This window comes from Brevundimonas vitisensis (assembly GCF_016656965.1).
GTDB classification, from domain to species: domain Bacteria; phylum Pseudomonadota; class Alphaproteobacteria; order Caulobacterales; family Caulobacteraceae; genus Brevundimonas; species Brevundimonas vitisensis.
Map to the genome: position 1 here is coordinate 1,820,592 of NZ_CP067977.1, position 14,690 is coordinate 1,835,281.

A 14,690-nucleotide genomic window follows, 5' to 3' on the forward strand; every position below is an offset into this window, starting at 1 on the left:
GTGCGACGGCTTGCGCCGATGGACAGACCCGACCCTCATCCGCCCCTTCGGGGCACCTTCTCCCAATGGGAGAAGGAAAAGGCGGAGAAATCGACCCAGCTTCCTGATCACCCACACGATCAAGCGGGAAGACGGCCCGGACGCCTACAAGATGTTCCAGGAAAAGACCGACGGCTGCATCAAGGTGGTCATCAACCCCTAGGTCGCGGACGCGCGATGGCGAGGAGACCGGAGGCTCCGGCGGTGACTTCGGGGCCTCTGGTTGCTTGGGTCAGCGGCGCTTAAGCGCATCTCTCTATAGTTGTGAAACGGCCACCCTGCCGCTAGCGTCGCTGACCGGGGGGCTCTCATGAAACTGCTACAGCTTGGAATTTCAAACTACCGAGGATTCTGTCGGCTTGGTGAGGACGACCACCCCGCAAATCCTGAGTTGGGCTTTCACTGGCTCGACATGTCTAACGACATCATCGTTGTCGTCGGCGAGAACAACGGCGGAAAGACCAGCCTCCTTCAAGCATACCGTGACTTCCGGGCTGCAGGCTTCTCTCCTTCACGGGAAGATTTCTTTCGCTGTGAAGTAGAGCGCCCGATTGTAATGGAGCTCCGATTTCAGGCGGCGGAAGGAGACGATCTCGCCAACGACAAAACCGGCAAATGGTACTCCGACGGACGTGTAGCGAAGGTTCGCAAGGCGTGGGGAGCCGCAGGCCAAAAAGCCACCAAGTTCTCCTACGATTGGGACACGGAAGCGTGGGTCGAAGGTGGTTTTGGCGGGTTCGATTCAATCCTTCAGAACCGGCTGCCCGAGCCTATTCACCTTGCTCCGCTCATGGCGGCGGATGAACTTAGAAGCCAGTTTGAGAAGCTCTTTAAAGAAGTAATTCAGCGACATATCGCTGGGTCCAAGAATGTCCAGATAATCGAAGAAGCGCTGAAGGCGCTCTCAGAGGAGATTGAGCAGGATCAATACATTAATGAGATTGCGGGAAAGGTTTCAGGGGTAGCCTCGAATGTCTTCCCGGGACTTGCGGTCCAAATACGCAATCCTCCGTCGGACAAGGGGATTGGCTCGTTGCTGGAAAAGCAGGCCGAAATTGAGCTAACATTGTCAGATAGTCCATCCTTGGGCGTGGGCCGGCACGGACAAGGCTCCCAGCGTGCCTTCCTGCTTAGTGCGCTGAACATTCTTGTGCCGGAGTTGGCGGCCGCTACACGCCGTGCAAAAGCGCGAGGTGCCCCAGAGGAAGCCGTTGGAAACACGCTTCTTCAGATCGAAGAGCCGGAGCTATTCCTAAGCCCGACCGCAGTAAGGCGAATGCGTGCGCTTCTCTATGAGCTGGCTACTCAGGGTGGAGTTCAGGTTATGGCTTGTAGCCATTCCCCAGTCATGGTCGATTTCTCGAGACCAAAACAAACAATCGCACTTGTCGAGCGCACCAAGAATGGCAGCGTGATCCATCAGTCTGAAACGAACAACGTCCCAAAGGAGCGTCGCGACGCGTTGAAGCTGATATATCAACTGAACCCCTTGGTCAGCGAATGCTTGTTCGCCGACAAAGTGGTCTTGGTCGAGGGGGAGACGGAGTTTGCCGCACTGACGCACGTTCTTGCGGCGAAAGGCGTCAGCAAACACGACCTTGATGTACACATCGTCGATTGCGGCGGGAAGGCCAGCCTGCCTGCCGTTCAGCGGGTCCTAAGAGATTTTGGCAAGCGATACATCGCTGTCCATGATCTTGATGTTAGGTTCAGCGAGCGAGCCACAGATCAAGTCGGGTGGGATCGAAACGACGCTATCTGGGCCGAGATCACTGCAGCGAAAGCCGAGGGCATCGACGCTCTCGGCTTTGCCTTCGCGAAGGACTTCGAACACGCGCATGGCTACGAAGCGCGAGGGAAGATGAAAACCGTAAGCGCGATGAACATGATTGCCGAGCACGAGGCTAAAGGTTCGTTTTCTGGAACGCCTCTGGCCTCGCTGATTGATGCGATTGCGCACTGGAAATCGCCATTCTCTTCGATTGATGATGTAAGCAAGCTTTAGAAAGTAGCGGCGTCAGTGCACCCGCGCCTTCCCGATCTCCAGCCCGTCGGCGCCCGCTGACACGGCGATCACCGAGCCGTCCTCCAGTTCTCCGGCCAGCAGCTTCTTGGCCATGGGGTCGACCAGGTCTTTCTGGATCACGCGCTTCAGCGGCCGGGCCCCATAGACGGGGTCGTAGCCCTTGTCGGCCAGCCAGGCCAAGGCACCGTCGTCGATGGACAGGGTCAGGCGGCGGTCGGCCATCAGCTTTTCCAGGCGCGACAGCTGGATGCGGACGATGCCTGCCATCTGGTCGCGGCCGAGGCGCCGGAACAGGATGATCTCGTCGATGCGGTTCAGGAACTCGGGCCGGAAATGGGCGCGGACGGCCTCCATCACATAGGGGCGGACGGCCTCGACATCCTCGCCCTCGCCCTGGTTGGCCAGGGCGTCGGAGCCCAGGTTGCTGGTCATGATGATCAGGGTGTTGCGGAAATCGACCACCCGTCCCTGCCCGTCCGTCAGACGGCCGTCGTCGAGCACCTGCAACAGCACGTTGAAGACGTCGGGGTGGGCCTTTTCCACCTCGTCGAACAGCACGACCTGATAGGGGCGGCGGCGCACCGCCTCGGTCAGGGCCCCGCCCTCGTCATAGCCGACATAGCCGGGAGGGGCCCCGATCAGGCGGCTGACCGAGTGTTTCTCCATATATTCCGACATATCCATGCGGGTGATGGCCGCCTCGTCGTCGAACAGGAAGGCGGCGAGCGCCTTGGTCAGCTCGGTCTTGCCCACGCCCGTGGGGCCCAGGAACAGGAAAGAGCCAAGCGGGCGGTTGGGGTCGTTCAGCCCGGCACGGGCCCGGCGCACGGCATCGGCCACGGCCTGAAGCGCAGGGTCCTGACCCACGACGCGGGCGCGCAGGGCGTTCTCCATCGACAGCAGTTTCTCGCGCTCGCCCTCCAGCATCTTGTCGACCGGCACCCCGGTCCAGCGGCTGACGACGGCGGCGATCTGTTCGGCGTCGACGACCTCGGGCGTCAGGGGGCCGGTGCCACTCGTTTCGGCGGCCTCGGCCTCGGCCAGCTGTTTCTCGATGCCGGGGATCTGGCCATAGGCGATCTCCGACGCGCGGCCCAGGTCGCCGGCGCGCTGGGCCGCGGCCAGTTCGGCGCGCAGACGGTCCAGGGTCTCGCGCAGCTGGGCCCCCTGGCCGACCTTGTCCTTTTCGGCCTTCCAGCGGGCGGTCAGGTCGTCGGACTGTCCCTCCAGATCGGCGATCTCGTCTTCCAGACGCTCCAGCCGCTGGCGCGAGGCGGCGTCGGTTTCCTTTTTCAGGGCCTCGCGCTCGATCTTCAGCTGGACCAGGCGGCGGTCGATCTCGTCCAGGCTCTCGGGCTTGGAATCGACGGCCATGCGGACGCGGCTGCCCGCCTCGTCGATCAGGTCGATGGCCTTGTCCGGCAGGAAGCGGTCGGTAATGTAGCGGTTGGACAGGGTGGCGGCGGCGACGATGGCGCTGTCGCTGATGCGGACCCCGTGGTGGACCTCATACTTCTCCTTCAGCCCGCGCAGGATGGAGACGGTGTCCTCCACCGAGGGCTCGTCCACGAAGACCGACTGGAAACGGCGGGCCAGGGCCGGGTCCTTTTCGACGTGCTTCCTGTATTCATCCAGGGTGGTGGCGCCGACGCAGTGCAGCTCGCCCCGCGCCAGGGCGGGCTTCAGCAGGTTGGAGGCATCCATGGCCCCGTCGCCCTTTCCGGCGCCGACCAGGGTGTGCATCTCGTCGATGAACAGGATGATGCCGCCCTCGGCCGCCGTGACCTCGGCCAGCACGGCCTTCAGACGCTCCTCGAACTCGCCGCGATATTTGGCACCGGCGATCAGACTGCCCATGTCGAGGGCCATCACCACCTTGTCCTTCAGGCTTTCGGGCACGTCGCCATCGACGATCCGCTTGGCCAGGCCTTCGACGATGGCGGTCTTGCCGACGCCGGGCTCGCCGATCAGGACGGGGTTGTTCTTGGTGCGGCGGGCCAGGACCTGGATGGTGCGGCGGATCTCCTCGTCGCGGCCGATGACCGGATCGATCTTGCCGTCGCGCGCGGCCAGGGTCAGGTCGCGGGCATAGCGTTTCAGCGCGTCATAGGCGTCTTCGGCCCCGGCGCTGTCGGCGGTCTTGCCCTTGCGGATGTCGGCGACGGCGGCGTCCAGCTTTTCGGGCGTGGCCCCGACGGACTTCAGGATTTCAGCCGCAACGCCACCCTCGCGCGCGATGGCGCTGAGCAGCCGCTCGGTGGTGACGAAGGCATCGCCCGCCGCCTTGGACGCCTGCTCGGCCGCAGCGAAGACGCGGGCGGTGTCGCCGTCCAGATAAAGCTGGCCATTGCCGCCGCTGACCTGGGCGCGTTTCTTCAGGGCCGTCTCGGTCGCGGTCTCGGCGCGGGCGGGGTCGCCCCCGGCGGCGGTGATCAGATTGCGCGCCAGGCCGTCGCGCTCCTCCAGCAGCACCTTCAGCAGATGCTCGGGCGCGAACTGCTGGTGGCGCCGGGCCAGGGCCAGCGACTGGGCGGACTGAACGGCCTGTTTGGCGCGGTCGGAATAGAGGTCGATGTTCATGCGGCTATCCCCTGATGGGCGATGGTGGCGCGGCGTCCTCCCAAGAGCAACGCCGCTGGAGCCTCAGTTGGGTGTGGCGAAGCGGCCACACAAGGGGTGCCTGCCTTGGGTGCAGAAAGACAGGTTCGCACGCTCGTGTGCGGCGGGGCGGCGGTCTGCGCGGCAGATGGGCGTTTGCGAAGGATGACGAATGCAGAGTGACGGGCTAGCGTCGGCCAGGTCTTGCCTGGAGTGCCCCATGTCCGTTCGCCTGTCCCGCCGGTCTGCCCTGTTCGCCTCTGCCGGAGCGGTCGCCCTGCCGTCCACGGCCTGGGCCCTGGCCCCCGCGGGCATGGCCGCGAACGACGACGCGACCCTGGCCCAGGCGGTCGACGCCTATGTGACCTCGGCCATGGCGGCCTGGCCCGATCAGCCAGCCCTGGGCATCGTCGTGGTCAAAGACGGCCAGCCGGTGCTGACGCGCGGCTATGGCGTGAAGCGGCAAGGCGCGGCGGCGCGCGCGGACGAGCACACCCTGTTCGCCATCGCCTCCAACACCAAGAACGTCACGGCCGCGGCCCTGGCCATACTGGTCGATGAGGGCAAGGTGAAATGGGACGAGCCGGTCGCCACCTATATCCCCGGCTTCACCCTGTCGGACCCGGTGATCGGGGCCCGGATCACGGTTCGCGATACCCTCAGCCACCGGGCGGGGTTCGGCCTGGGCGCCGGTGACCTCCTGTTCTGGCCGAACTCGGATCGGACGCGGGCCGAGATCATGGCGGCGGTGCCCCATGTGCCGATCGAGGACGGCTTTCGGGCCAACTACCACTATTGCAACCTGATGTTCGTGGTGGCGGGAGAGGTGATCGCGAACGTCTCGGGCCTGTCGTGGGAGGATTTCGTCCAGACCCGCATCCTGGACCGCGTCGGCATGACCGAGACCGTGCCCCTCACCTCCATGGCCGATCCGGCCAAGTCGGCCCTGCCACACGGACGGGTGGGGCCTCCCCTGCGCTATCAGGGGGAGATGACCCTGCTCAGCGACAGTATCGCAGGCATCTGGAACTGGGACGCAGCCGGGGCGGCGGGCGGCTTCTGCACCACCGCCACCGACTGGGCCAAATGGATCGCGGTGCGCCTGGCCATGGGGGCCCTGCCCGACGGCTCGCGCCTGTTCTCGGAGGCGACGGCGCGCGAGATGTGGCGGCCCAACATCATCACCGCCTCCTCGCCCGGCCCGACGGCGGAACTGCCCGGCCGGGCGATCGCCTCGACCTATGCCATGGGGTTCCAGGTCCAGGATTATCGCGGCGAACGCCTGATCAGCCACGGCGGCGGCTCACCCGGCGGCATTTCGGCGACGGTGCTGATCCCCGGCCGCAACGTCGGCTTCGCGATCTTTTCCAATGCCGAGGAAAGCTATCTGCTGCGGGCCCTGCGCAGCGGTATTGCCGACATCGTGATGGGCAAGACCGGCTTCGACTGGATCGCCGACTCCCGCCGGATCGAGGCAGAGGGCAAGACCGCTTCGCTGGCGGCGGCGGCCGAGATCGATGCGAAACAGGCGGCCGGATCGCCGCCTTCCCAGCCTCTGTCGGCCTATGTCGGCACCTGGCGTGACCCCTGGTATGGCGACATCACCGTCACGCCGCGCGACGGCGGACTGTGGCTGGCCTTTTCCCGGACGCCCGCTCTGCAAGGCCCGCTGGAAGCCTATGACGGCGAGACGATGCGCACCCGCTTTCCCGACAAGCGGGAGGAGGACGCCTTCATCACTTTCGACCTGGCGTCAGGCACGGCCACGCTGAAGGGCGTCAGCCCGGACATCGATTTCAGCTACGACTATCAGGACCTGCGGCTGACGCGGGTCTGACGCGCGGGTCCAGCATCAGGCCCGATACCGTCGCGGCCAGCAGGCGCGGGGCCAGGGGCAGGCGCGCCACCTTGCCCAGGATGTGGTCCCGCACCCAGGGCCGGACCCGGCCGTCGGCCTGATAGAAGGGGGTGAACCCCATCGACAGCGCCTGATAGAGCCGCACGTGCCAGCGGCGCGAGGCGGCATAGGCCGGCAGGGCCTCAGTCAGGTCCGGATGCCGCTCCAGCGCCTGGGTCAGGGCAAGGGCATCCAGCAGGCCCATGTTCACCCCCTGGCCCAGCTGCGGGCTGGTCGAATGGGCCGCATCGCCGATCACCGCCAGCCGCTTCGCCCAGGGCCTGGCCAGGGTGTGGTGGCCATAGCGGGCCAAGGTCAGGTCCTCGTGCGTGCGCAGGCTTGTCAGGGCCGGGGCCACCTCGGGCCAGTGGCGGCGCACCTCATCCTTCCAGGCATAGAGACTGTCGGCCCGCCAGCGCGGATAGTCCGCCGACTTCAGGCTCCAGAAGAAGGTCGCCAGCCGATCCGCCGATCCGGGCCGCGTCCCGGCCGGCAGGATGCCGATCATGGTCGAGGCCCCCCGGTAAACCTGCTGCAGAGCCGCCTCGTCGAACGGCGCACCGGGCCAGGGGACGGTGGCCCACAGGGCCCCATAGGCCAGCGCCCTTGGTCTGGCCCCCAGGCTGCGGGCGATGACCGACCGTGCGCCCGAGGCGTCGATGATCAGGTCGAAGATGGCGCTGGTCCGGCCCCGAGTGTCGGTCAGCCGTCCACCCTCAGTTCCCACCACGTCCCAGCCGGTCTCGATATCGATCCCTTCGGCCAGACAGGCGTCGTAGAGCACCTGAAACAGGGCGGCGCGATGCACCCCCAGGGCCTGTCGGGGCTGCTTCAGGTCGCTGTAGCGGACATCCAGCACCACGCGGCCGCCCCGCGCCTCGCGGCCGAAGATGTGGTCGATCGGCTGGGCCAGGGCCTCGACCGCCGGGGTCAGGCCGAGGCTGTCCAGCACCGCCAGCCCCGTCGGTTGCAGCATGAAGCCGGCCCCGACCGGCCCGGCGGCCTGAAACCGCTCGAACACGGACACCCGGTGGCCCTGCCGCGCCAGCATCAGGGCGACGGCCAGGCCGGACGGCCCGGCACCGACCACGGCAAAGGTGGACATCAGCTGGCCGGGACCAGCTCGATCAGGTCCAGGTTCGATTCATATTGGGGCCAGGGGATCACCAGTCGCCAGCGACGGTCGCCGATTCGTTCCAGCACCGCCACCAGATCGCGCTCGGGCCGCTGACCATAGGAATTGGCCGGCGGCTCTTCGGCCAGGGCCAGCGATCCCAGAAGGATCATCTGTCGGTCGTTCTCGGGGAACAGCAGGCCGGACTGGCGCTGGGATCCGGTCAGCTTGGAGAATTTCAGCCCGTTGGCCGTCATTTCGATGCGGCAGTCGAACCAGCCATAGACGACATAGCCCAGGCCGGTCTCGCCACCCTGGGACCCCAGTTTGACCGTGCGGCAGCGATAGTCGCCGACCGGCGGGGTGACACCGCCACGACCCGCGCGCGGGTCGATCAGTGCGCCCAGGCTGCCGAGGTCGCCCGATCCCGCCTGACGCCGGGCCTGCTGCAGGGCCAGGGTCCAGGCCGCGTCGACACGCTGATAGCGATCGCGGTCATAGGGGGTGATGATGCCGCGCCAGTCGCGCAGAACCCCGCCCGATCCCGGTCCGGTCGGCAGGGGCGGCGTCGGCGGGGTCGAGGCGCAGGCGGCCAGGATCAGGGCAGCCGCCATCAGGGTCAGCGGGGTGGAAGACAGCAGACGACGCATGGACATTCCTCGGGCTGCGAGACCCTCGGGTTAAGGCCGCCGATGCCGTCGCCGTCAAGCTGTGCCGACGACCGGCCGTCAGTCTTCGGCGGCCGGGGTCTCGACCTTGCGGCGCGGGGCCCGGCGTTTCGGCGCGGGTGCCTCTTCGTCCGTACCGGCGGGGGCGTCCTCCGCCGGCGACGCAGCGGCCGGAGCCGGGCTTGTGGCACTGGACCGCGTCAGAAAGCCGGGCAGAGCCGTCGGGCCGTCATCCTCGACCTCGCGCGGCGCGCGCGGAGCCCGTTCGGCGCGCGGGGCGCGGGGGGCACGGGCGGGACGTTCCCGGGCCTCCGGCGCGGCTTCGGCCACTTCGGCTTCGGGGGCGTCGGTCACGGCAGGGGCAGCTTCGCCGTCGCCAGCCTCGACATAGACCTCGGTCGAGGGATTGTCGGGGAAACGGCGGTTGCGCTCTTCGCGGCGGCGCTCCCAGCGTTCGCGGCGCGTCTCGCGGCGGCCGCCCTCGCGGGGCTGTTCGCCATCGGCACCAGCGTCGGAGCGCGGTTCGCGCGGTTCGTTGCGGGTGTCCTGGCGATCGCCGCGCGGCTCGCGCTCTTCGCGATCACGCCATTCGCGGGGCTCACGCGGCTCGCGGCCCTCACGGGCCTCGCGCGGCTCATGACCGTCGTTGTTGTGACCGCCGTTCTGGTTCTGCTGACGCTGAAGTTCAGCCTGATGGGCCGCCATCAGGGCGGCGGCCTGGGCCCCGGACTCATCCTCGAAATCGATGTCGAAGCCCTGATTGGACAGTTCGCGCGCCGCGATCTCGGACACCGGCCGCATCGGCTGCAGCGCCCTCAGCACGCGGAAATAGTGTTCCGCGTGTTGCAGATAGTTCTCGGCCAGAACCCGATCGCCCCCGGACGCGGCATCGCGGGCCAGCTGCTGATAGCGCTCATAGACGGTCTGGGCATTGCCCCGGACCTTGATGTTCTCGGGGCCCTGCGAATCCCAGGACCGGTTCGGATTGGTGTTGTTGGCGTTGTTGGGACTGCCGCCGGGCTTTCTGTTGCGTCCGCGTTGACGCTTCATGCCCTTGAAATCTCTCATCAGACGCTACCGTTCTGGGATGGCGGGTCCTGGCCACCAGCGGCCGGACCTCGTCGGGGTTCGTCGATCCGTTCGTCCGGGGCCGATCGCCCTGTTTCAGGGGTCAGGGCATCGATATCATCGGAAAGCCGTCGTCTGCCCGGTCGTGGTCCGCCCAGGGCCGAAACCCGGAGCCTTCACGCGCCCCAGTCGCAAGGTGGCCGAACCGGATCGGTTCAAAACGCTGCGCTTGGGTGAGAGACGACGCAAGACTTAGCGCGGCCCGGCCCGCATTCCAAGGGGTTTGTTCAGGCCCCAATCGGCCCCCGGCTCGAACGGCGGATTACAGGCTGACAGGGGCCTGGCGCGGATCGGGCCCGTTGGTGACGACGCGGTTCCGGTCGCCCAGGTCGCGCACGACCTTGACGTCGGTCAGGCCCGCCGCCTCGAACAGGGCCTTGACCGCCGGGCCCTGGTCCCAGCCGATCTCGACCGCGAAGATGCCGCCGGGGCGCAGGATCCGCGCGATCTCGGGGGCCAGCAGGCGATAGGCCTCCAGCCCGTCCTCGCCGCCATCCAGGGCCAGGTGCGGGTCGTGATCGCGCACCTCCGGGTCCAGTCCGGGAATGTCGCCCGTAGGGATATAGGGCGGATTGGACACGACCAGATCGAAACTGTCGTCGCCGAAACCGGCCGCCCATTCGGTCCGCAGGAAGGTCGCGCGTCCATCTAGGCCCAGGCTGGCGGCATTGTCCTTGGCCACGGCCAGGGCCTCGAACGAGATGTCGGTGCCGACCCCCGTGGCCCCGGCCCGCTCGGCCAGCACCGCCAGCAGGATCGCCCCCGAGCCCGTGCCCAGGTCGATCATCTGGAACGCCTGATGGGGCGCAAAGGCCGGCAGGATCACATCCAGCAGGGATTCGGTATCGGGACGGGGGCTGAGCACATCGGGGGTGACGTTCAGCATGATCTTCCAGAAGCCCTTGCGACCCAGGATGCGCGACACCGGCTCGCGGCGCAGCCGCCGCTCGATCATGGCCGCGAAGGTGGCGTCCTGTTCGGGGGTCAGGGGACGATAGGGATCGGTCAGGATGTCGGCCCGGCTGGCCCCGGTCGCCACCTCCAGCAACAGCCGTGCGTCGATCGAGGGACTGTCGATGCGGCCGTCCTTCAGCCGCGCGTGGGCTGTCTTCCAGGCCGTCAGCAGGGTTGGGGTCTGGGTCATGGCATCATCTCCACGGCATCGCCGACGGCGATCGGGCCGCCGGTCCGGATCGCGGCATACAGGCCGCAGTCGCGGTGGCCGTAATGGGTGAACAGGGCGCTGACCAGATCGAAATCGCGCTCGCCCGTATCCGGATCGACATGGGTGGCAGCACAGCGGACGATCGGTTTCAGCCCCTCCAAGCCTGCGGCACCCAGCCGGACCTCCCGGCCGGCCCCCTCCATCTCGATCCAGGCGGGCCAGCCCTCGACCCAGACATTGGCCCGAAACCGGCGGGGATCCAGCGAACGCCCGACCCGCGCCTCCAGATCGCGGACACTGGCCAGATTCAGGAGGGAGACGTGGCCCCGGCGGCTGTCCATGAACCGGTGGCCGGGCGCCGACAGGATCCTCAGAGGCCCTGCCGCATCCTCGCCCAGGAAATCGGTCAGCCAGTCGGCAAAGGCCCGGCGGCCCTCGGCCTGATCCAGGGCCGCCGTCAGGGTCGGCCGCCCTTGCGCCTCGACCGTCAGCGTCCGCGAAGGGGCGTCATAGCGGGTGCGCACCCGGGCCAGGGCGGCATCGCGCGCCAGGACCGCGAACTTCATCTTGGACAGATGGACCGGCGCCTCGGGATCGAAACCCGACGGCCCATGCTCGACGGCATACAGCCGGTCGTCGGGGAACCAGCCATCCGCCTCCAGCCGGGCATCCGTCAGGGCCTCGGGGGTGAATCCCTTGACGGGATGGCGATAAAGGGCGGCAATGGTCGCGGTCACCGCACCTTCCTGCCCCGCGCCGTCGGCCATCACAAGGCACAAGCCGCGGCCCGCAGGAACGGGCGCGAGGCCGGGTCGTTGTGCGACCTGTCGTTCGTTTCCTGTCTGCCGGAGTCCCATGCCCCAGTCCTCGCCGCGTCACCCTTCCCGACTCTGGCGACTGGCCACGGCCCTGATCGGCGGTCTGGCGGCCGGAGCTGGCGGGGCGCATCTGCTGCATCGCCAGGGGTATCGCATCGGGCTGGACCTGCGGCGCTACAGGCCGGCTGAGCCCCCGGCACCGCCGCCCACCCCCATGGACCACGAGTTCCGAGAGCCCGGACGCGGGCGACTGGCCGAACGCCCGCACCATATTCCGCTCAAGGGCTGGATCGACATCCTGTGGCGGCTGGGGGGTGCCTATTTCGGGGACCGGGTCGGCTTCGTGGCGGGAGGTGTGACCTTCTTTGCCATCCTGTCCCTGTTTCCGACCCTGGGGGCGCTGGTGACCATCTATGGCCTGTTTGCCGACCCGGCGGACGCGGCCGAGCGGCTCTATTTCCTCTATTCGGTCCTGCCTTCAAACGTCGCCCAGTTCATCGGCGGAGAGATGCAGCGTCTGGCCGAGAATTCGGGCGGTGAGCTGACCTTCACCCTGGTCTGGACGCTTCTGCTGTCGCTGTGGGTCGCCAATGGCGCGATCAAGACCCTCTTCTATGGGCTGAACGTCGCCTATCACGAGGTCGAGAAGCGCAACATCGTCCGTTACAACCTGATCTGCATGGCCTTTACGCTGACGGGCCTGCTGGCGGTCCTGCTGAGTGCGGCCCTGGTCGTCGGGGTGCCGATCGCCCTGTCCCTGCTCGGGCTGGAGGACGAATGGGCCCATTTGGCCCCGCTGCGCTGGCCGGTGCTGCTGGTGCTCTATGCCGGGGCACTGGCCCTGATCTATCGCTATGGCCCATGCCGTCAGAGGGCGCGCTGGCGCTGGCTGACGCCCGGAGCGATCTTTGCGGCCCTGGTCAGCCTGGTCGTGTCGCTGCTGTTCAGCTGGTACCTGACCAACTTCGTCCGGACCGATTCCTACGGTCCGCTGGCGGCGATGATGGGTTTCCTGCTTTGGACCTGGATCTCGGCCCAGGTGATCCTGATGGGGGCCGAGCTGAACGCCGAGATCGAGCACCAGACCGCCATCGACACCACCACGGGCCAGCCCATGCCGATCGGCGAACGGGGCGCGGTCGTGGCCGATACGGTCGGTGCCCGGCGCGGCAATCCCGCCGCCCTGGCCTTCACCCTGAAACACGCCGAGGCCCTGTCGGACCGTCTGATGCGCCGACGCATCCGGAAATAGCCCGGTCTCAGCCGAACTCCGCCTCCAGGTCCGCCAGGCGGGCGGCCTGGTCCTCGGCGATCAGAGCGTTCAGCAGGGGGTCGATGTCCCCCTCCAGGATCTGGGGCAGGCTGTGCAGGGACAGGCCGATGCGGTGGTCGGTCACGCGGCCTTGCGGGAAATTATAGGTGCGGATGCGTTCGGACCGGTCGCCCGAGCCGACCTGGGACTTGCGCGCGTCCGAACGGGCATTGTCCTTCATCTGGCGCTGCATGTCGTAGAGCCGCACGCGCAGGTTCTTCATCGCCTTGTCGCGGTTGACGTGCTGGGACTTCTCCGACGACGTCACCACGATGCCGGACGGGAAATGGGTGATCCGCACGGCCGAGTCGGTCTTGTTGACGTGCTGCCCGCCCGAGCCGGAGGCCCGGAAGGTGTCGATGCGGATGTCCTTGTCCTGGATGTCGATCTCGACGTCCTCGACCTCGGGCAGGACCGCGACCGTGGCGGCCGAGGTGTGGATGCGCCCTTGCGCCTCCGTCGTCGGCACACGCTGGACCCGGTGCACGCCGCTTTCGAACTTCAGCCGGCCGAACACGCCGTCGCCGGTGACGGTGGCGATGATTTCCTTGTAGCCCCCGGCCTCGCCCTCGGTGGCGCTGTCGACCTCGACCCGCCAGCCGCGCGTGGAGGCATAGCGCGAGTACATCCGGAACAGGTCGCCGGCGAACAGGGCCGCTTCGTCCCCGCCGGTCCCGGCCCGGACTTCCAGCACGGCGCTGGCATTTTCATCGGCATCGCGCGGGGCCAGCAGCAGGGCCACCTCGCGCTCCATCTCCGGCAGACGATCGCCCAGGGCCCGCAGTTCCTCCGACGCCATCTCGGCCATTTCGGGATCGGTCGACATGACCTCCAGATCGGCCATCTCGGCTCGCGCTCGCGCCAGGGCCATGACCGCGTCGGCCACCGGCTTCATCTCCGAATGCTCTTTCGACAGGCGCACGATCTCCTGCCCGTCCGTGGCCGCGCCCATGCGCGCCTCCACCTGGTGGAAGCGGTCGAGAACCTGATCGAGCCGGGCCTGGGGCAGTCGCAAGGGCAGAATATCCGTGATGATCGAAGGGCCGGACCCTTAAAGGGAAATCGGCGCGGAGGCGAGGTCTGAGGGCGGTGCCGGGATCGTGATCGGGCGGCAGACCCCGATAACAACCGCGTCAGCCGCCTGATACCTCCGGCGCAGCATGGCTATCTTGTGCGGCGGACCTAGGGAGGGCCGACCATGTTTGATGCCGACCGTATGCCACCTGCCGGGCCGACCGATCCGGCCATGGACCCCCAATCCAGCGTCGCCAGACTGTGCGCGATCTATGATCCCCTGCTGACCGACCCTGAGTTCGCCCTGTCGCCCCGCGCGGAGCAGGAGCTGAAGGGCCTGGCCGCCATATTCGACCTGGATTCCGCGCGGCGGGCCTGCGAGGTCTGGACCGATCTCCGGCCTGTGCTGACCCGCCATTCGCCCGCTCGGCGCGAACAACCGACCGCAGAACATGACGGGTCTCTCTCGCTGACGCTGATGGTGGTCGAGGACGATCCGGAAATGGCGGCCGACCTGACCGATGTCCTGACCGAGGCCGGGCACCGCATCATCGGCCCCTTCCACAGCGCCGAGGCCGCCGAGGTGTCCGCCGCCCTGCATCCGGTCGATCTGGCCCTGCTGGACGTCAATCTGTCGGGCCGCCAGAGCGGTGTCGCCCTGGCCCGCACGCTGAAAGACCGCTGGGGGGTGGCCAGCCTGTTCCTGTCGGGCGACGTCACCGCGACGGCCCGCGCCGCCGACCAGGCCGAGGCCATACTGATCAAGCCCTTCAGCGGGCGCGAAGTGCTGGACGCCGTCGCCCGGGTCTGGCGGGGGATCGAGGTCCGTCGCTGAGCGTTCCATCGCCGCCGCGATCGACAGCCATGCTATTGGCGGCTGACAGTTAAATTCGGCTGCGGCGGGCTGCGTC

The 14,690-nt window shown here is 67.3% G+C and carries 11 protein-coding genes; 4 read left to right on the top strand and 7 right to left on the bottom strand.

Annotated elements, in window-relative coordinates; translation table 11 throughout:
- Positions 1–349 precede the first annotated feature (349 nt).
- Positions 350–2,044, top strand: coding sequence for an ATP-dependent nuclease (locus JIP62_RS09220; RefSeq protein WP_201101907.1), 1,695 nt, complete (start codon positions 350–352; stop codon positions 2,042–2,044).
- A gap of 12 nt (positions 2,045–2,056) precedes the next feature.
- On the opposite strand, the gene clpB is transcribed toward JIP62_RS09220, so the two are convergent.
- Positions 2,057–4,645 carry an ATP-dependent chaperone ClpB gene (clpB, locus tag JIP62_RS09225; RefSeq protein ID WP_201101908.1) on the bottom strand — a complete coding sequence of 863 codons (2,589 nt, stop codon included), beginning with the start codon at positions 4,643–4,645 and terminating at the stop codon, positions 2,057–2,059.
- 238 nt (positions 4,646–4,883) lie between these two features.
- On the opposite strand from clpB, the gene JIP62_RS09230 reads away from it, so the two are divergent.
- Positions 4,884–6,500 (top strand): serine hydrolase, encoded by a 1,617-nt coding sequence (locus JIP62_RS09230; RefSeq protein ID WP_201101909.1) that lies wholly within the window; start codon positions 4,884–4,886, stop codon positions 6,498–6,500.
- Here the strand turns inward: JIP62_RS09230 and JIP62_RS09235 are convergent.
- The 5 genes from JIP62_RS09235 to JIP62_RS09255 form a co-directional block, all read right to left on the bottom strand.
- Positions 6,460–7,665: an FAD-dependent oxidoreductase gene (locus tag JIP62_RS09235; RefSeq protein WP_201101910.1), complete on the bottom strand. Its 1,206-nt coding sequence runs from the start codon at positions 7,663–7,665 to the stop codon at positions 6,460–6,462. The two genes, JIP62_RS09230 and JIP62_RS09235, sit on opposite strands and share 41 nt — an antisense overlap.
- The gene (locus tag JIP62_RS09240; RefSeq protein WP_230974708.1) at positions 7,665–8,324 is read right to left on the bottom strand and encodes a DUF4893 domain-containing protein; all 660 of its coding nucleotides are present in this window, start codon (positions 8,322–8,324) and stop codon (positions 7,665–7,667) included. The genes JIP62_RS09235 and JIP62_RS09240 overlap by 1 nt, the downstream gene beginning before the upstream one ends.
- Before the next feature lie 78 nt (positions 8,325–8,402).
- On the bottom strand, positions 8,403–9,410 hold the full coding sequence (locus JIP62_RS09245) for a DUF4167 domain-containing protein (protein WP_201101912.1): 1,008 nt from the start codon (positions 9,408–9,410) through the stop codon (positions 8,403–8,405).
- Positions 9,411–9,732: 322 nt separating this feature from the next.
- Positions 9,733–10,614: a peptide chain release factor N(5)-glutamine methyltransferase gene (prmC, locus tag JIP62_RS09250; protein WP_201101913.1), complete on the bottom strand. Its 882-nt coding sequence runs from the start codon at positions 10,612–10,614 to the stop codon at positions 9,733–9,735.
- Positions 10,611–11,402: an MOSC domain-containing protein gene (locus tag JIP62_RS09255; protein WP_230974709.1), complete on the bottom strand. Its 792-nt coding sequence runs from the start codon at positions 11,400–11,402 to the stop codon at positions 10,611–10,613. Before JIP62_RS09255 ends, prmC begins: the two co-directional genes overlap by 4 nt.
- Positions 11,403–11,490: 88 nt before the next feature.
- Between JIP62_RS09255 and JIP62_RS09260 the strand changes: the two genes are divergently transcribed.
- Positions 11,491–12,705: a YihY/virulence factor BrkB family protein gene (locus JIP62_RS09260; RefSeq protein ID WP_201101914.1), complete on the top strand. Its 1,215-nt coding sequence runs from the start codon at positions 11,491–11,493 to the stop codon at positions 12,703–12,705.
- Between the two features lie 7 nt (positions 12,706–12,712).
- On the opposite strand, the gene prfA is transcribed toward JIP62_RS09260, so the two are convergent.
- Entirely contained in the window at positions 12,713–13,780 is a 1,068-nt protein-coding gene (gene prfA, locus JIP62_RS09265; RefSeq protein ID WP_201101915.1) for a peptide chain release factor 1, read from the bottom strand.
- A 183-nt stretch (positions 13,781–13,963) separates the two neighbouring features.
- Between prfA and JIP62_RS09270 the strand changes: the two genes are divergently transcribed.
- Positions 13,964–14,614 (top strand): response regulator, encoded by a 651-nt coding sequence (locus JIP62_RS09270; RefSeq protein WP_201101916.1) that lies wholly within the window; start codon positions 13,964–13,966, stop codon positions 14,612–14,614.
- Positions 14,615–14,690 lie beyond the last annotated feature (76 nt).

Excerpts from the sequence above, each read along its gene's own strand:
- clpB (WP_201101908.1), bottom strand. The coding sequence starts at position 4,645 with ATGAACATCGACCTCTATTCCGACCGCGCCAAACAGGCCGTTCAGTCC.
- JIP62_RS09255 (WP_230974709.1), bottom strand. The coding sequence starts at position 11,402 with ATGGCCGACGGCGCGGGGCAGGAAGGTGCGGTGACCGCGACCATTGCC.
- JIP62_RS09220 (WP_201101907.1), top strand. The coding sequence starts at position 350 with ATGAAACTGCTACAGCTTGGAATTTCAAACTACCGAGGATTCTGTCGG.
- JIP62_RS09270 (WP_201101916.1), top strand. The coding sequence starts at position 13,964 with ATGTTTGATGCCGACCGTATGCCACCTGCCGGGCCGACCGATCCGGCC.
- JIP62_RS09260 (WP_201101914.1), top strand. The coding sequence starts at position 11,491 with ATGCCCCAGTCCTCGCCGCGTCACCCTTCCCGACTCTGGCGACTGGCC.
- JIP62_RS09245 (WP_201101912.1), bottom strand. The coding sequence starts at position 9,410 with ATGAGAGATTTCAAGGGCATGAAGCGTCAACGCGGACGCAACAGAAAG.
- prmC (WP_201101913.1), bottom strand. The coding sequence starts at position 10,614 with ATGACCCAGACCCCAACCCTGCTGACGGCCTGGAAGACAGCCCACGCG.
- JIP62_RS09235 (WP_201101910.1), bottom strand. The coding sequence starts at position 7,665 with ATGTCCACCTTTGCCGTGGTCGGTGCCGGGCCGTCCGGCCTGGCCGTC.
- JIP62_RS09230 (WP_201101909.1), top strand. The coding sequence starts at position 4,884 with ATGTCCGTTCGCCTGTCCCGCCGGTCTGCCCTGTTCGCCTCTGCCGGA.
- JIP62_RS09240 (WP_230974708.1), bottom strand. The coding sequence starts at position 8,324 with ATGCGTCGTCTGCTGTCTTCCACCCCGCTGACCCTGATGGCGGCTGCC.